The sequence below is a fragment of the Pseudomonas sp. GW101-3H06 genome (assembly GCF_059424605.1).
Window position 1 is genome coordinate 1086889 of record NZ_JBWKZO010000001.1, and the last position, 21069, is coordinate 1107957.

24 protein-coding genes are annotated in these 21069 nt (G+C 59.4%); 11 read left to right on the forward strand and 13 right to left on the reverse strand.

Features of this window, described 5'->3' with window-relative positions; translation table 11 throughout:
• Positions 1-43: 43 nt before the first annotated feature.
• A complete protein-coding gene (gene pmbA / locus AC07ZE_RS04885; RefSeq protein WP_207261816.1) occupies positions 44-1390 on the forward strand; it encodes a metalloprotease PmbA in 1347 nt (448 codons plus the stop codon).
• 148 nt (positions 1391-1538) lie between these two features.
• Here pmbA and AC07ZE_RS04890 read toward each other — a convergent pair whose 3' ends face one another.
• The 10 genes from AC07ZE_RS04890 to AC07ZE_RS04935 form a co-directional block, all read right to left on the reverse strand.
• On the reverse strand, positions 1539-1814 hold the full coding sequence (locus tag AC07ZE_RS04890; protein ID WP_207261818.1) for an HPr family phosphocarrier protein: 276 nt from the start codon (positions 1812-1814) through the stop codon (positions 1539-1541).
• 15 nt (positions 1815-1829) lie between these two features.
• The gene (gene rapZ / locus AC07ZE_RS04895) at positions 1830-2687 is read right to left on the reverse strand and encodes an RNase adapter RapZ (protein WP_207261820.1); all 858 of its coding nucleotides are present in this window, start codon (positions 2685-2687) and stop codon (positions 1830-1832) included.
• Positions 2688-2689: 2 nt separating this feature from the next.
• The gene (gene ptsN, locus AC07ZE_RS04900) at positions 2690-3154 is read right to left on the reverse strand and encodes a PTS IIA-like nitrogen regulatory protein PtsN (protein WP_095193909.1); all 465 of its coding nucleotides are present in this window, start codon (positions 3152-3154) and stop codon (positions 2690-2692) included.
• Between the two features lie 12 nt (positions 3155-3166).
• The gene (hpf, locus tag AC07ZE_RS04905; RefSeq protein ID WP_007941242.1) at positions 3167-3475 is read right to left on the reverse strand and encodes a ribosome hibernation-promoting factor, HPF/YfiA family; all 309 of its coding nucleotides are present in this window, start codon (positions 3473-3475) and stop codon (positions 3167-3169) included.
• Between the two features lie 74 nt (positions 3476-3549).
• Positions 3550-5043 carry an RNA polymerase factor sigma-54 gene (locus AC07ZE_RS04910; RefSeq protein ID WP_207261822.1) on the reverse strand — a complete coding sequence of 498 codons (1494 nt, stop codon included), beginning with the start codon at positions 5041-5043 and terminating at the stop codon, positions 3550-3552.
• Between the two features lie 180 nt (positions 5044-5223).
• Complete coding sequence (gene lptB / locus AC07ZE_RS04915; protein ID WP_095193908.1) at positions 5224-5949, reverse strand: LPS export ABC transporter ATP-binding protein; 726 nt, start codon at positions 5947-5949, stop codon at positions 5224-5226.
• Positions 5949-6497: a lipopolysaccharide transport periplasmic protein LptA gene (gene lptA / locus AC07ZE_RS04920; protein WP_207261831.1), complete on the reverse strand. Its 549-nt coding sequence runs from the start codon at positions 6495-6497 to the stop codon at positions 5949-5951. Before lptA ends, lptB begins: the two co-directional genes overlap by 1 nt.
• Positions 6484-7056, reverse strand: a complete 573-nt coding sequence (gene lptC, locus AC07ZE_RS04925) for an LPS export ABC transporter periplasmic protein LptC (RefSeq protein WP_207261833.1) — start codon at positions 7054-7056, stop codon at positions 6484-6486. Before lptC ends, lptA begins: the two co-directional genes overlap by 14 nt.
• A 7-nt stretch (positions 7057-7063) precedes the next feature.
• Positions 7064-7588 carry a KdsC family phosphatase gene (locus AC07ZE_RS04930; protein ID WP_137806219.1) on the reverse strand — a complete coding sequence of 175 codons (525 nt, stop codon included), beginning with the start codon at positions 7586-7588 and terminating at the stop codon, positions 7064-7066.
• Positions 7588-8562, reverse strand: coding sequence for a KpsF/GutQ family sugar-phosphate isomerase (locus AC07ZE_RS04935; RefSeq protein ID WP_095193904.1), 975 nt, complete (start codon positions 8560-8562; stop codon positions 7588-7590). The genes AC07ZE_RS04930 and AC07ZE_RS04935 overlap by 1 nt, the downstream gene beginning before the upstream one ends.
• A gap of 274 nt (positions 8563-8836) precedes the next feature.
• Between AC07ZE_RS04935 and AC07ZE_RS04940 the strand changes: the two genes are divergently transcribed.
• The 10 genes from AC07ZE_RS04940 to hisC all read left to right on the forward strand — a co-directional run bounded on the left by AC07ZE_RS04940 (position 8837) and on the right by hisC (position 16793).
• The gene (locus AC07ZE_RS04940; protein ID WP_207261842.1) at positions 8837-9649 is read left to right on the forward strand and encodes an ATP-binding cassette domain-containing protein; all 813 of its coding nucleotides are present in this window, start codon (positions 8837-8839) and stop codon (positions 9647-9649) included.
• A complete protein-coding gene (mlaE, locus tag AC07ZE_RS04945) occupies positions 9649-10446 on the forward strand; it encodes a lipid asymmetry maintenance ABC transporter permease subunit MlaE (RefSeq protein ID WP_095193902.1) in 798 nt (265 codons plus the stop codon). The genes AC07ZE_RS04940 and mlaE overlap by 1 nt, the downstream gene beginning before the upstream one ends.
• Positions 10446-10913 carry an outer membrane lipid asymmetry maintenance protein MlaD gene (gene mlaD, locus AC07ZE_RS04950; RefSeq protein ID WP_008054374.1) on the forward strand — a complete coding sequence of 156 codons (468 nt, stop codon included), beginning with the start codon at positions 10446-10448 and terminating at the stop codon, positions 10911-10913. Before mlaE ends, mlaD begins: the two co-directional genes overlap by 1 nt.
• Positions 10914-10924: 11 nt before the next feature.
• Positions 10925-11578: an MlaC/ttg2D family ABC transporter substrate-binding protein gene (locus AC07ZE_RS04955; protein ID WP_207261844.1), complete on the forward strand. Its 654-nt coding sequence runs from the start codon at positions 10925-10927 to the stop codon at positions 11576-11578.
• Positions 11575-11880 carry an STAS domain-containing protein gene (locus AC07ZE_RS04960; RefSeq protein WP_207261846.1) on the forward strand — a complete coding sequence of 102 codons (306 nt, stop codon included), beginning with the start codon at positions 11575-11577 and terminating at the stop codon, positions 11878-11880. Before AC07ZE_RS04955 ends, AC07ZE_RS04960 begins: the two co-directional genes overlap by 4 nt.
• A 114-nt stretch (positions 11881-11994) precedes the next feature.
• Positions 11995-12234: a BolA family protein gene (locus AC07ZE_RS04965; RefSeq protein WP_207261847.1), complete on the forward strand. Its 240-nt coding sequence runs from the start codon at positions 11995-11997 to the stop codon at positions 12232-12234.
• Between the two features lie 22 nt (positions 12235-12256).
• Entirely contained in the window at positions 12257-13522 is a 1266-nt protein-coding gene (gene murA / locus AC07ZE_RS04970) for a UDP-N-acetylglucosamine 1-carboxyvinyltransferase (RefSeq protein ID WP_207261855.1), read from the forward strand.
• Between the two features lie 128 nt (positions 13523-13650).
• Positions 13651-14286 carry an ATP phosphoribosyltransferase gene (gene hisG, locus AC07ZE_RS04975; RefSeq protein ID WP_095193897.1) on the forward strand — a complete coding sequence of 212 codons (636 nt, stop codon included), beginning with the start codon at positions 13651-13653 and terminating at the stop codon, positions 14284-14286.
• Positions 14287-14412: 126 nt separating this feature from the next.
• Positions 14413-15738, forward strand: coding sequence for a histidinol dehydrogenase (gene hisD / locus AC07ZE_RS04980; protein ID WP_207261857.1), 1326 nt, complete (start codon positions 14413-14415; stop codon positions 15736-15738).
• Positions 15739-15740: 2 nt separating this feature from the next.
• The gene (hisC, locus tag AC07ZE_RS04985; RefSeq protein WP_207261859.1) at positions 15741-16793 is read left to right on the forward strand and encodes a histidinol-phosphate transaminase; all 1053 of its coding nucleotides are present in this window, start codon (positions 15741-15743) and stop codon (positions 16791-16793) included.
• Between the two features lie 121 nt (positions 16794-16914).
• Here the strand turns inward: hisC and AC07ZE_RS04990 are convergent, their stop codons facing one another.
• The 3 genes from AC07ZE_RS04990 to algW form a co-directional block, all read right to left on the reverse strand.
• Positions 16915-17634 (reverse strand): DUF4198 domain-containing protein, encoded by a 720-nt coding sequence (locus AC07ZE_RS04990; protein WP_207261867.1) that lies wholly within the window; start codon positions 17632-17634, stop codon positions 16915-16917.
• Between the two features lie 12 nt (positions 17635-17646).
• Positions 17647-19752 carry a TonB-dependent siderophore receptor gene (locus AC07ZE_RS04995; RefSeq protein ID WP_207261869.1) on the reverse strand — a complete coding sequence of 702 codons (2106 nt, stop codon included), beginning with the start codon at positions 19750-19752 and terminating at the stop codon, positions 17647-17649.
• A gap of 87 nt (positions 19753-19839) precedes the next feature.
• Positions 19840-21000: a Do family serine endopeptidase AlgW gene (gene algW / locus AC07ZE_RS05000; protein WP_207261880.1), complete on the reverse strand. Its 1161-nt coding sequence runs from the start codon at positions 20998-21000 to the stop codon at positions 19840-19842.
• Positions 21001-21069 lie beyond the last annotated feature (69 nt).

Consider the following 21069-nt stretch of genomic DNA (forward strand, 5'->3'; position numbering starts at 1 on the left):
CTCGATGACCGTCACCGAAAGCAGAATTTGAGTGGAGAACAGCATGAGTGCAGTTGAAAGCGTCGGCCCACAAGCATTGCCGGCACTGCAAGAACAGGTCGAGCAGATCATCGCTGAAGCCAAGCGCCAGGGCGCCAGTGCCTGTGAGGTGGCGGTATCCCTGGAGCAGGGCCTGTCGACCTCGGTGCGCCAGCGTGAAGTCGAAACCGTTGAATTCAACCGCGATCAGGGCTTCGGCATCACCTTGTACGTCGGCCAGCGCAAGGGCTCGGCCAGCACTTCGGCCAGTGGTCCGGAGGCGATTCGTGAAACCGTCGCGGCGGCACTGGCCATCGCCAAACACACCTCTGAAGACGAAGCCTCGGGCCTGGCCGATGCGGCACTGATGGCCAGGGACCTGCAGGATTTCGATCTTTTCCACGAATGGGACATCACCCCGGAGCAAGCCATCGAAAAAGCCTTGCTCTGCGAAGCGGCGGCATTCGATGCCGACGCACGGATCAAGAACGCCGATGGCACTACCCTGAGTACGCATCAAGGCTGCCGTGTGTACGGCAACAGCCACGGGTTTATCGGCGGTTATGCATCGACCCGGCACAGCCTGAGCTGCGTGATGATCGCCGAGGCCGATGGCCAGATGCAGCGTGATTACTGGTACGACGTGAACCGTCAGGGCAATTTGCTGACGGATCCGGTGAGCATCGGCCAGCGTGCCGCGCAACGGGCGGCGAGTCGCCTGGGCGCGCGTCCGGTACCCACCTGCGAAGTACCGGTGCTGTTTTCTGCCGAGCTGGCCGGTGGCCTGTTCGGCAGTTTCCTGTCGGCGATTTCCGGTGGCAGCCTGTACCGCAAATCCTCGTTCCTCGAAGGCACCCTGGGGCAGAAGCTGTTTCCGGAGTGGTTGACCATCGATGAACGTCCGCACCTGATGCGTGCCTTGGGCAGTGCGGCGTTCGATGGTGATGGCCTGGCAACCTACGCCAAGCCGTTCGTCGAAAAAGGCGAGTTGGTGTCTTACGTGCTGGGCACCTACTCCGGTCGCAAACTCGGCATGCCGAGCACCGCGAATGCCGGCGGCGTGCATAATCTGTTCGTCACCCATGGAGATGAAGATCAGGCGGCCTTGCTGCGACGCATGGGCCGCGGGCTGTTGGTGACCGAGCTGATGGGCCAGGGCTTGAACATGGTCACCGGCGATTATTCCCGTGGCGCGGCGGGTTACTGGGTCGAGAACGGTGAAATCCAGTTCGCGGTCCAGGAGGTGACTATCGCCGGCAACATGCGTGACATGTTCAAACAGATTGTCGCGGTCGGTAATGATCTCGAACTTCGCAGCAACATCCGCACCGGTTCGGTGTTGATCGAGCGGATGACCGTAGCGGGCAGTTAATTCTTCCCGTGATACAAAAAGGCGTGCCACCCAATGGGTGGCACGCCTTTTTTTGGTTCTTCACGCAATCCCGGGCAACACAGAAACAAGAGCGCTGTTTTGCTTGATGAAGGTGATGGATGCGGCGCTCGCCACAAAGCCGCGGCGTTTACTCGCCTTCGTCGAAGTAATTGTTGATCAAGGCCACCAGTGCTTCCATCGCCTCCTGTGCCTGTTCGCCTTCCGTGCTCAGATGGATTTTGGTGCCCTTGCCGGCGGCGAGCATCATCATGGCCATGATGCTTTTGCCGTCGACGGTGGATTCTGGTGTGCGTCCAACCCTGATCGTGCATTCCTTGAATTGGCCGGCAACCCCAACGAACTTTGCAGACGCCCGGGCATGCAAGCCCAGCTTATTGATGATTTCGATTTCCAGAGCAGGCATCGCGATGTGAATCCTTTAGCTGAGGTCGCGGTGGCGGACCTGGACGTTCTTCAGGGATTGCTGCAGGGTCTTGCCCAGACGTTCGGTCAGGTAGACAGAGCGGTGATGCCCGCCGGTGCAACCGATGGCAATGGTGACATACGCGCGGTTGCTGGCAGCAAAGCGGGGTAGCCATTTGAGCAGGTACGTGGAGATGTCCTGGAACATCTCTTCGACATCCGGCTGTGCCGCCAGGTACTCGGCCACCGGCTGATCAAGTCCGGACTGCGCGCGTAACTCCGGTTTCCAGTAAGGGTTGGGCAAGCAGCGCACATCGAACACCAGGTCGGCGTCGACCGGCATGCCGCGCTTGAAGCCGAAAGACTCCACCAGGAACGCTGTTCCTGGCTCCGGCTGGTTCAGCAGGCGCAGCTTGATGGTATCGCGCAGCTGATACAGGTTCAGGTTGGTGGTATTGATCTTGAGATCGGCCAGGTCGGCAATGGGGCCGAGCAGGCTCGTTTCGTCGGTGATTGCTTCGGCCAGCGAGCGATTGGCGCTGCTCAGCGGGTGGCGACGGCGGGTTTCCGAGAAGCGTTTGAGCAGGGTTTCTTCGTCGGCATCCAGATACAGCACATCGCACTGGATGTGACGGCTGCGTACTTCTTCCAGCAGCTCGGGAAACCGCGATAGATGGCTTGGCAGGTTGCGCGCATCGATGGATACGGCAACCAGCGGCTGTGACAGCTCGGTATGAATCAACGCACGTTCGGCCAGTTCCGGCAGCAACCCGGCAGGCAGGTTGTCGATGCAGTAGTAGCCGTTGTCCTCGAGCACATCGAGGGCGGTGCTTTTACCTGAGCCGGATCGGCCGCTGACGATGATCAAGCGCATGATTACTGCCCGTTTTGCTCGTCCAGGACAACCTGATACAAGGCTTGATTGCTCGGGGCGCTGCGCAGTTTGTCGCGCACGTCCTTGCGGTCGAGCATGCTGGCAATCTGGCGCAACAACTCAAGGTGCGCATCGGTGGCGGCTTCCGGGACCAGTAGCACAAACAGCAGGTCAACCGGCGCGCCGTCGATGGCGTCGAAATCTATAGGGGCATCCAGGTGCATCAAGGCGCTGATGGGCGCATTGCATCCCTTGAGGCGGCAATGAGGAATGGCGATGCCGTTGCCAAAACCGGTCGAGCCGAGTTTTTCGCGGGCGATCAAAGCCTCGAAGACATCTTGCATCTCCAGATCCGGCACTTCGCGATGGATAAGGTTGGCAATTTGCTCTAGGGCTTTCTTTTTACTGCCGCCCGGCACGTTCACCAGGGAACGGCCGGGGGTCAGGATGCTTTCAAGTCGGATCATGGGTTGGGAGTGTTAACGACCGGTAGCGCCCTGGAGGAGGCTCTGGGTCTTTTCCTTATGCTTTTTGAGTTGTTTATCCAGCTTGTCGGTCAAGGCGTCGATCGCCGCGTACATATCGGTATGTTCCGCGTTCGCGACCACTTCATTGCCGGGAATATGCAGCGTGGCTTCGATTTTCTGCTTCAGCTTTTCGACCGTCATCGTGACCTGCACGTTGGTGATCTTGTCGAAATGTCGCTCCAATCGTTCGAGTTTTTCGCCGATGTAGGTGCGAAGAGGTTCGGTCACTTCCAGTTGGTGTCCACTGATGTTGACTTGCATACAGCTTCTCCTTCGTTGCCAGTGCATAAAGCGGCAGATCAGATGATCTGCCACTGGAACGCTGTGGCGTGGCTCTACATCAATCGCTTGCGTTCGCTCGAAGGCGCGATCCCGAGGGATTCGCGGTACTTGGCGACGGTGCGGCGAGCCACCTGAATGCCTTGTGCCTCCAGTAAACCAGCGATCTTGCTGTCACTCAACGGCTTTTTCTGATTTTCCGCGGCAACCAGTTTTTTGATGATCGCGCGGATCGCCGTGGACGAGCATTCGCCGCCTTCGGAGGTGCTGACGTGACTGGAGAAAAAGTATTTCAGTTCATAAATACCCCGGGGGGTATGCATGAATTTCTGCGTGGTCACCCGTGAGATCGTCGACTCGTGCATGCCGACCGCTTCAGCGATGTCATGCAGGACCAACGGCTTCATCGCCTCGTCGCCATACTCCAGGAAGCCGCGCTGATGCTCGACGATCTGGGTGGCTACTTTCATCAGGGTTTCGTTGCGGCTTTGCAGGCTCTTGATGAACCAGCGGGCTTCCTGCAGCTGATTGCGCATGAAGGTGTTGTCGGCACTGGTATCGGCGCGGCGCACGAAGCCTGCGTACTGGGCGTTGACCCGCAGTCGTGGCACAGACTCCTGGTTGAGCTCTACCAGCCAGCGCTCGTTGTCCTTGCGCACGATCACGTCCGGGACCACATATTCGGCTTCGGTGGACTCGATCTGCGAGCCCGGGCGCGGATTGAGGCTCTGGACCAGTTCGATGACCTGGCGCAGTTCGTCTTCCTTGAGCTTCATGCGGCGCATCAGCTGGCTGTAGTCACGGCTGCCGAGCAAGTCGATGTAATCGGTGACCAGGCGTTTGGCCTCGGCCAGCCAGGGTGTTTTGGCAGGCAGCTGGCGCAATTGCAGCAACAGGCATTCACCCAGGTTACGGGCGCCGATGCCGGCGGGTTCGAATTGCTGGATGCGGTGCAGGACGGCTTCGATCTCGTCCAGTTCGATGTCCAGTTCCGGATCGAAGGCTTCGAGGATTTCCTCGAGCGTTTCGTCCAGATAGCCCTGATTGTTGATGCAGTCGATCAGGGTCACGGCAATCAGCCGGTCAGTGTCGGACATCGGGGCCAGGTTCAGCTGCCAGAGCAAGTGGCTTTGAAGGCTTTCACCGGCTGATGTGCGGGTGGTGAAGTCCCACTCGTCATCATCGTTGCTGGGAAGGTTGCTGGCGCTGGTCTGGTAGACGTCTTCCCATGCCGTATCGACAGGAAGTTCGTTGGGGATGCGTTCGTTCCAGTCGCCTTCGTCGAGGTTATCAACCGTCGGCGCGCTTTCCTGGTAGGAGGGTTCCTGGATGTCGGTGTTGGGCTTCTGTTCGGCGTTGTCGGCCAAGGGGTCGGTGTTGTCGAAGTCGTCGCCTTCTTCCTGGCGCTCGAGCATCGGATTGGACTCCAGGGCCTCCTGGATTTCCTGCTGCAGGTCCAGGGTCGACAATTGGAGCAGGCGGATGGCCTGTTGCAGCTGCGGTGTCATCGTCAGCTGCTGGCCCATTCTCAAGACTAGCGATGGTTTCATGGCAGGGGCTTAACACCTTATTCGCCGGCGCACATGCGCCATCCACTACAGGGGCGCCGGAGCGCCAAACATAAGCAAATTATATGCCCGAAGTTGCGGTGCTTGCCTAGAGCGCTGTAACAATAAAAAAGTATTGATTTTTATCGAGACAAGCGCTCGGTCGACTAGCCAGCTCAGTGCTTACAGGCGGAACTCATGGCCCAGGTACACTTCCTTGACCAGATCGTTGGCCAGGATGGTGTCGGAGTCGCCTTCGGCGATCAGTTGGCCATCGTTGACGATATAGGCTGTTTCGCAGATATCCAGGGTTTCACGGACGTTGTGGTCAGTGATCAGCACGCCAATGCCCTTGGCCTTGAGGTGGTGGATGATCTGTTTGATGTCGCCCACCGAAATCGGGTCCACGCCGGCGAAGGGTTCGTCGAGCAGGATGAATTTCGGGTTGGTGGCCAGTGCGCGGGCGATTTCCACGCGGCGGCGTTCGCCACCGGACAGGCTCATGCCGAGGTTGTCGCGGATGTGGCTGATGTGGAACTCCTGCAGCAGGCTTTCCAACTCCTGGCGACGATCGGCCTTGTCGAGTTCCTTGCGGGTCTCGAGGATGGCCATGATGTTGTCGGCCACCGACAGTTTGCGGAAGATCGACGCTTCTTGCGGCAGATAGCCGATACCGGCCTTCGCGCGACCGTGCATAGGCTGGTGGCTGACGTCCAGGTCGTCGATCAGGACGCGGCCCTGATCGGCCCTTACCAGGCCTACGATCATGTAGAAGCAGGTGGTCTTGCCGGCGCCGTTGGGGCCAAGCAGGCCGACGATCTGACCGCTGTCGATGGACAGGCTCACGTCACGCACGACCTGGCGGCTCTTGTAGCTCTTGGCCAGATGCTGAGCTTTCAGAGTTGCCATTACTGGGCCTTTTGCTCGTCGGTTTTCTTTTTCGGCTGGATCACCATGTCGATGCGTGGGCGCGCTTCGGTGACTTTGCTGCCTGTGGCGCGACCGGCGCTGGCCAGCTTTTTAACGGTGTCGTAGACGATTTTTTCGCCCTGGGTGACGTTGTTGTCCTTGTCGACGACTTTGGCGCGATCGATCAGCACAACGCGGTTTTGCGTTGCATGATACTGGATGGTCACGCCCCAGCCTTGAACAGGCTTGGCATCGCCCGCGGTTTGCACTTGTTCGAAGTAGGCGAGGTTGCCCACCGACGTCACCACATCGATATCGCCGTTAGATGCGCGGGTCATGGTCACTTTGTTGCCTGTGACCTTCATCGAGCCTTGGGTGATGATCACGTCGCCCGTGTAGGTGGCGATACCGTTCTTGTCGTCCAGCTGGGCGTCGTCGGCCTGAATGCGGATAGGCTGCTGTTGGTCATCCGGCAGAGCCCAGGCGCTCACGCTTCCCAGTGCCGCGCCCAGACTGAGCAAAATAGGGAGGGTTTTAACGAGCCTCATACTGTCCTCTTACGTTCGAGAGCAGGTGTATCCTGCTTTCTTTCAAGTACGCTTTCATTCCGTTGCCTGTCGATACGCCACCAGCGCCGTCGATTCTAACGGGTTGCTCGGTCTGCGCATATTGCTGCTGCGGGAACACTGTCATGCGAGTGGTGGTAATCAGGGTCCTGCGGTTTTTCTCGTCGAAACGCGTGATGCGTACCGAATCGATCAGTTCGACCTGTGTGCCATCGGGGTTGACTTCACCCTTTTCGCTCTGGACGTGCCACGGGAACTCGGTACCGCGGAACATGTTCAGGTCGGGATTGGTCAGCAAGGTCACTTGGGTGGCTTTGAGGTGTTCGACCTTGTCCGACGTCATTTCGTATTGCAGTTTGCCATCTGGCAGGAACTGCACGCTGTGGGCATTGATGGCGTAATAGTCGATTGCGCTGTTGTCGACTTGCACAGCAGGCTTGTCGAGGAAGCGTTCCGGGCTGATGTTCCAGTAGCCGACCGCGGCGAAAATCGCCGCGATGCAACCGAATACCAGGATGTTGCGAATCTTTTTGCTCAGCATGTCTGGCTCACAGGTACGCGGCATTGGCCGCATCGAGGCGGCCCTGGGCGCGCAGGATCAATTCGCAGAATTCGCGGGCGGCACCTTCGCCGCCGCGGGCCTGGGTGATGCCATGGGCGTGTTCGCGCACGAAACTGGCGGCATTGGCGACTGCCATTCCCAAGCCTACGCGGCGAATCACCGGCAGATCAGGCAGGTCGTCGCCAAGGTAGGCAACCTGTTCATAGCTTAGGTTGAGTTGGCCAAGTAGCTCGTCAAGCACCACCAATTTGTCTTCGCGTCCCTGGTACAGGTGTGGAATGCCGAGGTTCTTCGCTCGCCGCTCGACCACCGGGGTCTTGCGGCCGCTGATAATGGCTGTCTGGACGCCGGCGGCCATCAGCATCTTGATGCCCTGGCCATCGAGGGTGTTGAACGTCTTGAATTCGCTGCCGTCTTCGAGGAAGTACAGGCGTCCGTCGGTGAGGACGCCGTCGACATCGAACACCGCCAGTTTGATCTGTTGGCCGCGCTTCAGCAGGTCCGTGTTCATTACATTACTCCCGCGCGCAGCAAGTCGTGCATGTTCAAGGCGCCGACTGGGCGGTCCTCGCCATCGACCACCACCAGCGCGTTGATTTTATGGTCTTCCATGATTTTCAGGGCCTCGGCGGCGAGCATTTCGGCGCGGGCGGTCTTGCCGTGGGCGGTCATGACCTGATCGATGGTGACGCTGTGGATATCGATTGTGCGATCCAGGGTGCGGCGCAAATCACCGTCGGTGAAGATCCCGGCCAGTTTGCCGTCTGCTTCAAGGATTACAGTCATGCCCAGTCCCTTTCGGGTCATTTCCATCAGGGCATCCTTGAGCAGGGTACCGCGCTGAACCTGTGGCAGCTCTTGCCCGGCGTGCATGACGTTTTCCACTTTCAGCAGCAGGCGGCGGCCCAATGCGCCGCCGGGATGGGAAAAGGCGAAGTCTTCGGCAGTAAACCCACGGGCTTCCAGCAGGGCCACGGCCAGGGCATCGCCCATGACCAGCGCGGCGGTAGTCGAAGAGGTGGGCGCCAGGTTCAGTGGGCAGGCTTCATGCTCGACATGCACATTGAGGTTGACCTCGGCGGCCTTGGCCAGCGGCGAATCGGGATTGCCTGTCACGCTGATCAGTTGGATGCCCAGGCGCTTTATCAGTGGCAGCAGGGTGATGATTTCATTGGTGGAGCCGGAGTTCGACAGCGCGAGGATGATGTCGTCGCGTGTGATCATGCCCATGTCACCGTGACTGGCTTCCGCCGGGTGAACAAAAAATGCCGTGGTGCCGGTGCTGGCCAGGGTTGCAGCGATCTTGCTGCCGATATGCCCGGACTTGCCCATGCCGACCACGACTACGCGGCCTTTGCTGGCCAGAATCATTTCGCAAGCGCGTACGAAATCTGCGTCGATGTGCGGCAGCAAGCCTTGTACGGCTTCCACTTCGAGGCGGATGGTACGTTGGGCGGATTGAATCAGGTCGCTGGATTGGCTCATGTCGGAAATCGTTTAGCCTGATGAAAAGGCGGCGATTATAGCGGTTATGATCGAAACCCTCACGCAAGTTCGTCGCGCATTGTCATTCCTTATTGCTTAATCCGTCTAAATGAAGCGTTTGGCTGTTCATATTGCTGAACTTGGTCGGGCAATGACCTTGGGCGCGTGGCGTTTGCAGTGATATAGTTCGCCGCCAGTTCGGCCCGCCCGGGAGTATGTGCTTTCGTCAGGAAGTCAGGCGTCCGAGTGAGAGGCTGCATCGCAAGGAGTTTAGATGAGTGCCGATAACGCCTACGCGGTCGAGCTGAAGGGACTGACCTTCAAGCGCGGTGCGCGCAGCATTTTCAATAACGTCGATATCCGTATTCCCCGCGGCAAGGTCACCGGCATCATGGGGCCTTCAGGGTGTGGCAAGACTACGCTGCTGCGGTTGATGGGCGCGCAGTTGCGACCTACCAAGGGCGAAGTCTGGGTCAACGGTCAGAACCTGCCGAAGCTCTCGCGCAGCGACCTGTTCGATGCCCGCAAGCACATGGGCGTGCTATTTCAGAGTGGTGCGCTGTTTACCGATCTCGATGTGTTCGAGAACGTGGCCTTTCCGCTGCGCATTCATACCCAGCTGCCGGAAGAGATGATCCGCGATATCGTCCTGCTCAAATTGCAGGCCGTTGGCTTGCGTGGCGCCATCGAGCTGATGCCCGACGAACTGTCCGGCGGCATGAAGCGTCGTGTGGCGCTGGCGCGGGCGATTGCGCTTGATCCGCAGATTCTCATGTATGACGAGCCCTTCGTCGGCCAGGACCCTATCGCCATGGGGGTGCTGGTGCGCCTGATCCGCCTGCTCAACGATGCGCTGGGGATCACCAGTATCGTGGTTTCCCACGACTTGGCCGAGACGGCGAGCATTGCCGATTACATCTATGTGGTGGGTGATGGGCAGGTATTGGGGCAGGGCACGCCTGATGAACTGATGAAATCGGACGACCCGCGCATCCGTCAGTTCATGACTGGCGATCCCGACGGCCCGGTTCCGTACCACTTTCCAGCGCCGGATTACCGCGCAGATCTCCTGGGGAAGCGCCGCTGATGCGCAGAATTTCATTAATAGAACGCGTACGTCGGTTCGGTCTGGCCGGAATCGACACCGTTGCGGTGTTCGGTCGCTCGACCCTGTTCCTGTTTCACGCATTGCTCGGCCGCGGCGGCATCGGCGGTGGTTTCGGCCTGCTGGTCAAGCAGCTTCATTCCGTCGGCGTGATGTCGCTGGTGATCATCGTGGTTTCCGGGATTTTCATCGGTATGGTGCTGGCGCTGCAGGGCTTCAATATCCTGTCCAGCTACGGTTCGGAGCAGGCGGTAGGGCAGATGGTTGCGCTGACCCTGTTGCGCGAATTGGGTCCGGTGGTGACGGCCTTGCTGTTTGCCGGGCGTGCCGGTTCGGCGTTGACCGCCGAGATCGGCAACATGAAGTCCACCGAACAGTTGTCCAGCCTGGAAATGATCGGGGTCGACCCGCTCAAGTACATCATTGCCCCACGCCTGTGGGCCGGCTTCATTTCCCTGCCGGTGCTGGCGATGATCTTCAGCGTGGTGGGCATCTGGGGCGGTTCGTGGGTAGCCGTCGACTGGCTGGGCGTTTATGAAGGCTCCTACTGGTCGAACATGCAAAACAGCGTGACCTTTGCTGACGATGTGCTCAACGGCATCATCAAAAGCATGGTGTTTGCCTTCGTCGTGACCTGGATTGCCGTATTCCAAGGCTATGACTGCGAGCCCACTTCCGAAGGGATCAGTCGTGCCACTACCAAGACCGTGGTGTATGCCTCTCTGGCAATCCTCGGCCTGGACTTTATTTTGACCGCCTTGATGTTTGGAGATTTCTGATGCAAAACCGCACCCTGGAAATCGGTGTCGGCCTTTTCTTGCTGGCTGGCATCCTGGCTTTGCTGTTGCTGGCGCTGCGGGTCAGCGGCCTGTCCCCGAGCCCGAGCACCGAAACTTATAAACTTTATGCGTATTTCGACAATATCGCCGGTTTGACTGTCAGAGCTAAAGTGACCATGGCCGGAGTGACCATCGGCAAGGTCACGGCAATCGATCTGGACCGCGACAGCTTCACCGGTCGAGTGACCATGCAACTGGAAAAGCGCGTAGATAACCTGCCTGCCGACTCCACTGCATCTATCCTGACCGCTGGCCTGCTGGGCGAGAAGTACATCGGTATCAGCGTGGGCGGGGAAGAAGCCCTGCTCAAGGATGGCGGGACCATCCACGATACCCAGTCGTCGCTGGTACTCGAGGACCTGATCGGCAAGTTCCTTCTCAATACCGTTAGCAAAGACGCCAAATGAGGAATGTTTAAATGATCTCTACCTTGCGACGTGGCCTGTTGGTATTACTCGCGGCCTTGCCGTTGATGGCTAACGCCGCGGCGGCGCCTTCCGCGCACGAACTGGTACAGGACACCACCAACCGTTTGCTGGCCGATCTGGCTGCAAACAAAGAAAAGTACAAGCAGGATCCGCAGGATTTCTATGCGGCGCTCAACAGCATTGTCGGGCCTGTCGTGGATGCCGAGGGTATTTCCAAGAGCATCATGACGGTCAAATACTCGCGCAAGGCCACGCCTGAGCAAATGAAGACCTTTGAAGAAAACTTCAAAAAGGGTCTGTTTCAGTTCTATGGCAATGCCTTGCTCGAATACAACAATCAGGGCATCACCGTTGATCCTGCCAAGGACGAGTCGGGCGAGCGCACCAGCGTCGGCATGACCGTCAAAGGCAGCAATGGCGCGGTCTATCCGGTGTCCTACACCCTGGAAAAGGTCGGTGGCGAGTGGAAACTGCGTAACGTCATCATCAACGGCATCAACATCGGCAAATTGTTCCGCGATCAGTTCGCCGATGCGATGCAGCGCAATGGCAATGACCTGGACAAGACCATCAACGGTTGGGCCGGGGAAGTCGCCAAGGCCAAGGAAACCGCTGAACAATCCACCGAGAAACAAACCCAATGAGTGAGTCGGCAGTCCTGATGGACGAAGCCGGCGAGCTGCGGCTCAGCGGCGTGCTGGATTACCGCACCGGCCCAGGCTTGCGAGAGCAGGGGCAGGCGTTGATCAAGGCGAGCAAGGCCGCGTCTCTGGTGGTCGATTGTTCAGCGGTGACCAAGTCCAGCAGCGTCGGTCTATCCTTGTTGCTGTGTTTCATGCGCGATGCTCAGGCGGCCGGCAAGTCGCTGAGCATCCGCGAGATGCCAGAAGACATGCGCGAAATTGCTCAGGTCAGTGAGCTGACCGAGCTATTGGCGCATTCCTAACCCGCATCGATAAAGAAGCCCCCCGTCAGAGTCCTGCTTCGCGGGGTTCGCAGGCGAGGGGCTTTTTTGTATGATGTCCGACCCGCGCGCACAGGGCGCCGATTGAGGTTGAGCATGCAGGCCGTAGAAGTGAAGAGCTTCCTTGAAGGAAAGCTGCCTAATACAAGGGTGGAAGTTGAAGGCGAAGGCTGCAATTTCCAGCTGAATGTGATTAGCGATGAACTGGCGGCGTTGAGCCCGGTCAAGCGTCAGCAGCAGATCTATGCCCATTTGAACCCATGGATCACCGATGGCAGCATCCATGCGGTCACTATGAAATTTTTCAGCAGCGCGGCCTGGGCCGAGCGCACCTGAGCCCAAGGGCGTCGAGATTCTTATGGATAAATTGATTATTACTGGCGGTGCTCGTCTTGACGGCGAAATCCGCATCTCCGGGGCAAAGAACTCTGCCCTGCCGATCCTGGCTGCCACCCTGCTGTGCGATGGTCCGGTGACCGTTGCCAACCTGCCGCACCTGCACGACATCACCACCATGATCGAACTGTTCGGTCGCATGGGGATCGAGCCGGTGATCGACGAAAAACTGGCCGTCGAAATCGATCCACGCACCATCAAGACCCTGATCGCTCCGTACGAACTGGTTAAAACCATGCGTGCGTCGATCCTGGTACTGGGCCCGATGGTTGCCCGTTTCGGTGAGGCGGAAGTCGCACTGCCTGGCGGTTGCGCCATCGGTTCGCGTCCGGTTGACCTGCACATCCGCGGCCTGGAAGCCATGGGCGCGATCATCGACGTCGAAGGCGGCTACATCAAGGCCAAGGCCCCTGAAGGCGGCCTGCGCGGTGCGCACTTCTTCTTCGACACCGTCAGTGTGACCGGTACCGAAAACATCATGATGGCCGCCGCGCTGGCCAAGGGTCGCAGCGTACTGGCAAACGCCGCGCGCGAACCTGAAGTGGTCGACCTGGCGAACTTCCTGAACGCCATGGGCGCCAAGGTTTCCGGCGCGGGCACCGACACCATCACCATCGATGGCGTCGAACGTCTGCACACAACCACTTACAAAGTGATGCCTGACCGTATCGAAACCGGCACCTACCTGGTTGCCGCTGCCGTGACCGGCGGTCGTGTGAAGGTCAAGGACACCGATCCGACCATCCTCGAAGCCGTGCTGGAAAAACTTCGTGAATCGGGCGCAGAAATCAACTGCGGTGAGGACTGGATCGAGCTGAACATGCACGGCAAGCGGCCTAAAGCCGTCAACGTGCGGACCGCTCCGTATCCGGCGTTCCCGACCGACATGCAGGCGCAGTTCATCTCCCTCAACGCCATTGCCGAAGGCACCGGCGCTGTGATCGAGACGATCTTCGAAAACCGCTTTATGCACGTTTACGAACTGCACCGCATGGGCGCCAAGATCCAGGTCGAAGGCAACACCGCCATTGTCACCGGCACCGAAAAGCTCAAGGGCGCGCCAGTCATGGCCACCGACTTGCGTGCTTCGGCCAGCCTGGTGATCTCGGCGCTCATCGCCGAAGGTGACACCCTGATCGACCGCATCTACCACATCGACCGTGGTTACGAGTGCATCGAAGAGAAACTGCAGATGCTGGGCGCCAAGATCCGTCGCGTTCCGGGCTAGTTTCTGCGGCATGGGCATATGGATGTGCCCGTTGGTTTTGTTTCAAGTCGAGGCTTTAACAGCCTCGATGCGTGTCCGGCGCCGTTTGCGACCGGGCATCAGTAGCCTGATAAGGACTGACGTTTCCCATGTTGACCATCGCACTGTCCAAGGGCCGCATCCTTGACGACACCCTGCCGCTTTTGGCTGAAGCGGGCATCGTGCCGACCGAGAATCCGGACAAGAGCCGCAAGCTGATCATCCCCACGACCCAGGAAGATGTACGCCTGCTGATCGTGCGTGCCACCGACGTGCCGACGTATGTCGAGCATGGTGCCGCCGACCTGGGCGTCGCCGGTAAAGACGTGCTGATGGAATACGGTGGCCAGGGCCTGTACGAGCCGCTGGACCTGCAGATTGCCCAGTGCAAACTGATGACCGCCGGCAAGGTCGGTGCGATCGAGCCCAAGGGCCGCCTGCGTATCGCCACCAAGTTCGTCAACGTTGCCAAGCGTTACTACGCCGAACAGGGCCGCCAGGTCGACATCATCAAGCTGTACGGCTCGATGGAACTGGCACCGCTGATCGGTCTGGCCGACAAGATCATCGACGTCGTCGACACCGGCAACACGCTGCGGGCCAACGGCCTGGAGCCACAGGATTTCATTGCCGCCATCAGCTCCCGGCTGATCGTCAATAAAGCTTCGATGAAAATGCAGCACGCCCGTATCCAGGCGTTGATCGACACCCTGCGCAAGGCAGTGGAGTCTCGACACCGCGGCTGATTCACCTGCGCGACCGCAAGGCGCGCCCGTCTATCCGCCTCATAGCCAGAATTCTCAGGTGCCCAAGCGGAAACGACTGCTAAGTTAGGGCGCCTGAGTTTTTGCCAATTCTATGAGGCTCACGCTATGACCGCACCGACTGCAATTCGCCGACTCAACGCTGCTGACCAGGATTTCGCACATCATCTGGATCATCTGCTGAGCTGGGAAAGTGTGTCTGACGACTCGGTCAATCAGCGCGTGCTGGACATCATTAAAGCCGTGCGCGAGCGTGGCGATGCGGCGTTGGTGGATTTCACCCGCCAGTTCGATGGCCTGGACGTGAAATCCATGGCCGACCTGATCCTGCCGCGCGAACGTCTGGAGCTGGCGCTCACACGTATCACCGTTGAGCAGCGCGAGGCCCTGGAAAAAGCCGCGGCCCGCGTGCGCAGCTATCACGAAAAGCAGAAACAGGACTCCTGGAGCTACACCGAAGCAGACGGTACCGTGCTGGGCCAAAAGGTCACGCCGCTGGACCGCGCCGGCTTGTACGTTCCGGGCGGCAAGGCGTCGTACCCGTCGTCGGTACTGATGAACGCGATTCCGGCCAAGGTTGCCGGTGTGGCCGAAGTGGTCATGGTGGTGCCGACCCCGCGCGGTGAAATCAACGAACTGGTGCTGGCCGCTGCCTGCATCGCCGGTGTGGACCGCGTGTTCACCATTGGTGGCGCGCAAGCGGTCGCTGCATTGGCCTACGGTACCGAAAGCGTGCCGAAGGTCGATAAGGTGGTGGGCCCAGGAAATATCTATGTCGCCACAGCCAAGCGCCACGTGTTTGGCCAGGTCGGTATCGACATGATCGCCGGCCCGTCGGAGATCCTCGTGGTATGCGACGGCAAGACCGATCCGGACTGGATCGCCATGGACCTGTTCTCCCAGGCCGAGCACGACGAGGACGCCCAGGCGATTCTGGTCAGCCCGGATGCCGCATTCCTCGACCAGGTCGCCGCCAGCATTACCAAACTGCTGCCGACCATGGAGCGCGCCGCGATCATCGAAACCTCGATCAATGGCCGTGGCGCGCTGATTCAGGTGCGTGACATGGAACAGGCCATGGAAGTGGCCAACCGCATCGCGCCAGAGCACCTTGAGTTATCGGTCGCCGATCCGCAGGCCTGGTTGCCGCAGATCCGCCACGCCGGCGCGATCTTCATGGGCCGCCACACCTCCGAAGCCCTGGGCGACTACTGCGCAGGTCCCAACCACGTATTGCCGACTTCCGGTACGGCGCGGTTCTCTTCGCCGCTGGGTGTGTACGATTTCCAGAAGCGTTCGTCGATCATCTTCTGCTCCGAAGCCGGGGCTTCCGAGCTGGGCAAGACCGCCTCGGTGCTGGCCCGTGGCGAATCGCTGAGCGCTCATGCGCGCAGCGCCGAGTACCGCATCATTGACGACAAGCAGGGGAACTGAGCATGAGTAAATTCTGGAGCCCGTTCGTCAAGAATCTGGTGCCTTACGTACCGGGCGAGCAGCCGAAACTGGCAAAACTGGTGAAACTCAACACCAACGAAAACCCGTACGGTCCGTCGCCCAAGGCCCTGGCTGCGATGCAGACCGAACTGAACGACAACCTGCGCCTGTACCCGGACCCGAACAGTGACGTGCTGAAAAACGCCGTGGCCAAATACTACGGCGTTCAGAGCAACCAGGTATTCCTCGGCAACGGTTCCGACGAAGTCCTGGCGCACATCTTCCACGGCTTGCTGCAGCACGATCAGCCGCTGTTGTTCCCGGACATCAGCTACAGCTTCTATCCGGTTTACTGCGGGTTGTACGGCATCAAGTTCGACGCGGTGCCGCTGGATGAGCAATTCCAGATCAACCCGGCGGATTACGCCAAACCGAACGGCGGGATCATCTTCCCCAACCCGAACGCACCGACCGGTTGCCTCTTGGCGCTGGACGCTGTCGAGCAGATCCTCAAGGCCAGCCCGGACTCGGTGGTCGTGGTGGACGAGGCTTATATCGACTTTGGTGGGGAAACGGCGATCAGTCTGGTTGACCGTTATCCGAATCTGCTGGTGACGCAGACCTTGTCCAAGTCCCGTTCGCTGGCCGGTCTGCGTGTCGGCCTGGCGGTGGGGCATCCGGACCTGATCGAGGCGCTGGAGCGAATCAAGAACAGCTTCAACTCCTATCCATTGGATCGCATGGCGAATGTCGGCGCGGCGGCGGCTTTCGAGGACCGTGAGTATTTCGACAAGACCTGTCGTCTGGTGATCGAGCACCGTGAATGGGTGGTCGCGCAATTACAGGCCAAAGGCTTTGAAGTGCTGCCGTCGGCGGCGAACTTTATTTTTGCCCGTCACCCGCAGCACGATGCGGCGGGGCTGGCGGCGAAGCTGCGCGAGCAGGGCGTGATCGTGCGGCACTTCAAGCAGGAGCGGATTGCGCAGTTCCTGCGGATCTCGATTGGTACGCCGGAGCAGAATCAGGCCTTGATCGACGGCCTCGGCGACCTTTAAACCAGTACAGGAACTATGGGAGCGAGCCTGCTCGCGAAGAGGCCATAACCTTCAACATCATCGTTGACGGTTAAACCGCTTTCGCGAGCAGGCTCGCCCCCACAGTTTTTTTGTAATGGCTTTACTCGTGATGCGGCTCGCCCAGGAACGTCAGCGAACTGAACAACCCTCGGCTATTCACATCCGCGCTGTCCTTCACCGGCACTTCCACCTGCGCCGAGATCACATTCAACCCTTCATTACGCACCAGCACCTGCGCCCGACCGTCCTTATCGGTTTCGGTGGTCAGGGTGTTCGGCGCGTTCCGATAGTCGCCAACCAGCTTCACACCTGCCGCCGGTTTGCCATCCAGTAACACCCGGACCGGCAACGACTGGCCCGGTCCGACGGTCAGCGGATCGACTTCCGGCTGGATCAGCAACTTGATCTGATCAAGTTTCGGCAGCTTCGCCCCCGGCTGATAAATCGCCAGGCTGTACTTGAATGTTTCCGTGGCCTCGATGGCGCCGGGCACTTTGCTGCGTCCCTCGTTGATCCATTTTTTGTCAGCGGTTTGCGACCACATGCCGTTGTTCAGTGCCACCGCGATGACGGCGGGTGGTTTCAGCGGTTGCAGGCGTGCGTGATCGGCCAGGCGCTGCACCGTGACCGGAATCATTTTTCCATTGCCGTCGTAGGCCCAGGCGCCGCTGATTTTCTGGGCCTTGAACGCATTGTCTTCAGCGCCATGGCCGTAGATCACTTCGATGTTACCGCGGCGTTGTTCGGTCCAAAGACCATGGGCCGAGACCTGAGTGGCGAACAGCAAGCCGAGTAGCGCCAGGGGTTTGAGAGGGTGCATAGGGGCGTCCTTTTACAGAGTGAGTGTCAGACTGACGGTGAAATTGCGCGGCTCACCGGGGTTTACCCAGTAGTTGCTGTACGAGCGCTCGAAGTATTTCTCGTCGAAAACATTGTTCAGGTTCAGCCCCACCGTGACGTTTTCGCTGGCCTTGTAATGGGCGAGCAGGTCGACGGTGTGGTAGGCCGGCAGCTCGAAGTCGCTACCGGCTTCGCCCGAGCGGTCGCCCACATAAGTGAAGGCTGCGCCGACGTCCGAACCGCGCAGATGGCCGTCCTGAAATTCGTAAACGCCCAACAGGCTGCCGCTGCGTTTGGCCACGCCGAGAATTCGGCTGCCTGTGGGAATGACCTTGTCGCCCTGGGTGACTTCAGCGTCGATGTAGGCGAAGGCGCCGATCACCCTTACCGCATCAGTAACTTGCCCGGCGACTTGCCAATCGAAACCGCGGCTGCGCGCCTTGCCCATGGCGCGACTGGTGTCGGTGCCTGGATCAAGGGCGAGGACGTTTTCCTTCTCGATATGGAAAGCGGCGAGGGTGCTGCTCACGCGCTGATCGAACAGCTCGCTCTTGATGCCGACTTCATAGCCGACGCCTTCTTCCGGGTCGAAGGATTTGCCGGCGGCGTCCAGGCCGTTATTGGGTTTGAACGAGGTGGAGGCATTGGCGAACAGGCCCACTTCAGGTGTCAATTGATAGAGCAGCCCGGCCCGTTGGGTCAGGGCATCGTGACGCTGGCGACTGGAGGCGCTGCGGGAGTGGTCGTCGATGCGCTGCTCGAACTGTTCGAAGCGCGCACCAAGCATGCCCCGCAGCTTGTCGGTGAAGATGATTTGATCCTGCAGGTTCAGCGCTCGGCTTTCGACGTGTTCGAAGAAGTCTGTGCCAGAGTGCGCGCCGTTGGGTTTCGGCTGGCCGTAGATCGGGTTGTAGATGTCGATGGCATAGGGGCCGCCAGCAATGGTCGTGACCCGCTCGTCCTTGCGATAGTTCTCGTACTCACTGCCGATCAGCAGTTCGTGCTGCCAGTCACCGAGGTCGAACAGACCGCGCAGTTCGAGCTGGGTGATGCTGTCGTGCCAGTTGTTGTCACGCTCGCGGTAGCGACGGTTGACGGTATGACCGTCAGCATTCAGCGGGCGCGACTCGGAAGCGAAACCCCAGAGCTTGCCTTCCTTGTAGTGACTGGCCAGACGCAACGTCCAGGTGTCGTTGAGCTGATGTTCGAGCGCGGCCTGCAGCAGATTGTTGTGGTTGTCGATGTCACCGTCATTGGGCTCGCCGAGGAAGGTCGAACGGGAAACGCCGCTCCAGGTGTTGTTCGGCGCGACGATGCCCCGGTCGAAGGTGGAGCTGTGCCGGACAAATTCGCTCTCCACCAACAGGCTGGTCTCGGGATTCAGTTGCCAGCTGAAGGAGGGCGCCACGAACACTCGCTGGCTGTCGACGTGATCACGGAAGCTGTGGTTGTCCTCGACGGCGAGATTGACCCGTGACAACACATTGCCGTTTTCATCCAGCGGTGTGTTGACGTCCAGCGCGGTTCGGTAGCGATCCCAACTGCCAGCGCTGGTTTGCAGCGTAGCGAAGGCGTCGGCCTGTGGTTTCTTGGTGACAATGTTCACCGTGCCACCAGGATCGCCCCGCCCATAGAGGCTGGCCGCCGGGCCTTTGAGGACCTCGATGCGTTCGATGTTGGCCACGTCCGGCGTGCTCGGATAGCCGCGGTTGGCGCTGAAACCGTCTTTGTAAAACTCCGACGTGGTAAAGCCGCGCACGCTGTATTCGTAAAGCGTCAGGCCGCCAAAGTTGTTCTGCTTCGAAACGCCACCCGCAAAATCCAGTGCGCGTTCGACGCTGGTGCTGCCCAGGTCCGTGAGCACGCTGGCAGGAATCACGCTGATCGATTGCGGGATGTCGCGGATGGCCGTGTCGGTCTTTGTCGCGCTGGAAGAGCGGGTGGCGCGATAGCCATTGACCGGACCGGTGGGGGATTCGTAATCGGAAGTGACGCTGATGGCGTCCAGTTCGAGGGTTCGGGATTCTTCGGCCAAGAGCGGATTTCCCAGCAGGCCGAAGGCGAATCCGACGAGGGAAGCCTTTGTTCGAGACGACATGTTATGTTGTTCCAATTGCAGTAATTGAAACAATATAACATGTCTAATGAGAATGTCTGCCAATAGCCCGAGATTCTCGGGCCAGTTTTAGTTCTCTTCTTTTTCCTTGAGCGGCGCGGGTGGCGGACGCAGGCCGATTTCTGCCGTGAGCTTGAGTTCCTTGCCGTTGCGCATCACCAACACCGTGACCTTATCGGTCGGCTTGATCCGTGCGACCTGGTTCATCGAACGGCGACCATCGCCGGCCGGTTCGCCGTCGATGGAGAGGATCACATCGCCTAATTGCAGGCCGGCCTTCTGCGCCGGGCCGTCGCGGAAAATCCCGGCGACGACGATACCTGGACGTCCCGACAGACCAAAGGATTCCGCCAGTTCCTGGGACAATGGTTGCACTTCAATGCCCAGCCAGCCGCGAATCACCTGTCCGTGTTCGATGATCGACTTCATCACCTCCATCGCCAGTTTTACCGGAATCGCGAAACCGATGCCCTGGGAGCCGCCGGACTTGGAGAAAATCGCGGTGTTGATGCCGGTCAGGTTGCCGTTGGCGTCCACCAGCGCGCCACCGGAGTTGCCGGGGTTGATGGCTGCATCGGTCTGAATGAAGTCTTCGTAGTTGTTCAGGCCCAACTGATTGCGCCCGGTGGCGCTGATGATGCCCATGGTCACGGTCTGGCCGACGCCGAAGGGGTTGCCGATGGCCAGCGCCACGTCGCCGATGCGGATATTGTCGGAACGGCCAACAGTAATCGCAGGAAGATTCTTCAAGTCGATCTTCAACACTGCCAGGTCGGTTTCCGGGTCGCTGCCAATCACCCGGGCCAGGGTTTCACGTCCGTCCTTGAGGGCCACCACGATCTGGTCGGCGCCGCTGGTCACGTGGTTATTGGTCAGAATGTAGCCTTCCGGACTCATGATCACACCGGAGCCGAGGCTCGATTCCATGCGTTTCTGTTTGGGCGAGTTGTCGCCGAAGAAACGGCGGAACTGCGGGTCTTCAAACAGCGGATGGCTGGGTTTGTTGATGACTTTGGTGGTGTACAGGTTCACCACCGAGGGCGCGGCGGTGGTCACTGCGTCGGAGTAGGACACCGGACCCTGTTGCATGCTGGTGGTTTGCGGGGCTTGTTGCAGGTTGACGTCTAGGCTCGGAAGCCCGACCCACTGCGGGTAACGCTGGATGATTAACAGAGCGACAAGCACGCCGGCCAACAACGGCCAGCCGGAAAAACGCAGCGCCTTGAGCATTAAGCACGTCCTGAAAGGTTGCAGGCGGTTAGAGACCGCCCATAATGTCGCGCATTATACGAGGCCACG

Coding starts and splice junctions, on each gene's coding strand:
- AC07ZE_RS04990 (WP_207261867.1), bottom strand. CDS start 17,634: ATGCACCCTCTCAAACCCCTGGCGCTACTCGGCTTGCTGTTCGCCACT.
- lptA (WP_207261831.1), bottom strand. CDS start 6,497: ATGAGGCTCGTTAAAACCCTCCCTATTTTGCTCAGTCTGGGCGCGGCA.
- pmbA (WP_207261816.1), top strand. CDS start 44: ATGAGTGCAGTTGAAAGCGTCGGCCCACAAGCATTGCCGGCACTGCAA.
- AC07ZE_RS04935 (WP_095193904.1), bottom strand. CDS start 8,562: ATGAGCCAATCCAGCGACCTGATTCAATCCGCCCAACGTACCATCCGC.
- AC07ZE_RS04890 (WP_207261818.1), bottom strand. CDS start 1,814: ATGCCTGCTCTGGAAATCGAAATCATCAATAAGCTGGGCTTGCATGCC.
- hisG (WP_095193897.1), top strand. CDS start 13,651: ATGTTGACCATCGCACTGTCCAAGGGCCGCATCCTTGACGACACCCTG.
- algW (WP_207261880.1), bottom strand. CDS start 21,000: ATGCTCAAGGCGCTGCGTTTTTCCGGCTGGCCGTTGTTGGCCGGCGTG.
- AC07ZE_RS04995 (WP_207261869.1), bottom strand. CDS start 19,752: ATGTCGTCTCGAACAAAGGCTTCCCTCGTCGGATTCGCCTTCGGCCTG.
- ptsN (WP_095193909.1), bottom strand. CDS start 3,154: ATGATCCGACTTGAAAGCATCCTGACCCCCGGCCGTTCCCTGGTGAAC.
- rapZ (WP_207261820.1), bottom strand. CDS start 2,687: ATGCGCTTGATCATCGTCAGCGGCCGATCCGGCTCAGGTAAAAGCACC.
- hisD (WP_207261857.1), top strand. CDS start 14,413: ATGACCGCACCGACTGCAATTCGCCGACTCAACGCTGCTGACCAGGAT.
- AC07ZE_RS04960 (WP_207261846.1), top strand. CDS start 11,575: ATGAGTGAGTCGGCAGTCCTGATGGACGAAGCCGGCGAGCTGCGGCTC.
- AC07ZE_RS04930 (WP_137806219.1), bottom strand. CDS start 7,588: ATGAACACGGACCTGCTGAAGCGCGGCCAACAGATCAAACTGGCGGTG.
- AC07ZE_RS04955 (WP_207261844.1), top strand. CDS start 10,925: ATGATCTCTACCTTGCGACGTGGCCTGTTGGTATTACTCGCGGCCTTG.
- AC07ZE_RS04910 (WP_207261822.1), bottom strand. CDS start 5,043: ATGAAACCATCGCTAGTCTTGAGAATGGGCCAGCAGCTGACGATGACA.
- mlaD (WP_008054374.1), top strand. CDS start 10,446: ATGCAAAACCGCACCCTGGAAATCGGTGTCGGCCTTTTCTTGCTGGCT.
- lptB (WP_095193908.1), bottom strand. CDS start 5,949: ATGGCAACTCTGAAAGCTCAGCATCTGGCCAAGAGCTACAAGAGCCGC.
- hpf (WP_007941242.1), bottom strand. CDS start 3,475: ATGCAAGTCAACATCAGTGGACACCAACTGGAAGTGACCGAACCTCTT.
- AC07ZE_RS04940 (WP_207261842.1), top strand. CDS start 8,837: ATGAGTGCCGATAACGCCTACGCGGTCGAGCTGAAGGGACTGACCTTC.
- AC07ZE_RS04965 (WP_207261847.1), top strand. CDS start 11,995: ATGCAGGCCGTAGAAGTGAAGAGCTTCCTTGAAGGAAAGCTGCCTAAT.
- mlaE (WP_095193902.1), top strand. CDS start 9,649: ATGCGCAGAATTTCATTAATAGAACGCGTACGTCGGTTCGGTCTGGCC.
- hisC (WP_207261859.1), top strand. CDS start 15,741: ATGAGTAAATTCTGGAGCCCGTTCGTCAAGAATCTGGTGCCTTACGTA.
- murA (WP_207261855.1), top strand. CDS start 12,257: ATGGATAAATTGATTATTACTGGCGGTGCTCGTCTTGACGGCGAAATC.
- lptC (WP_207261833.1), bottom strand. CDS start 7,056: ATGCTGAGCAAAAAGATTCGCAACATCCTGGTATTCGGTTGCATCGCG.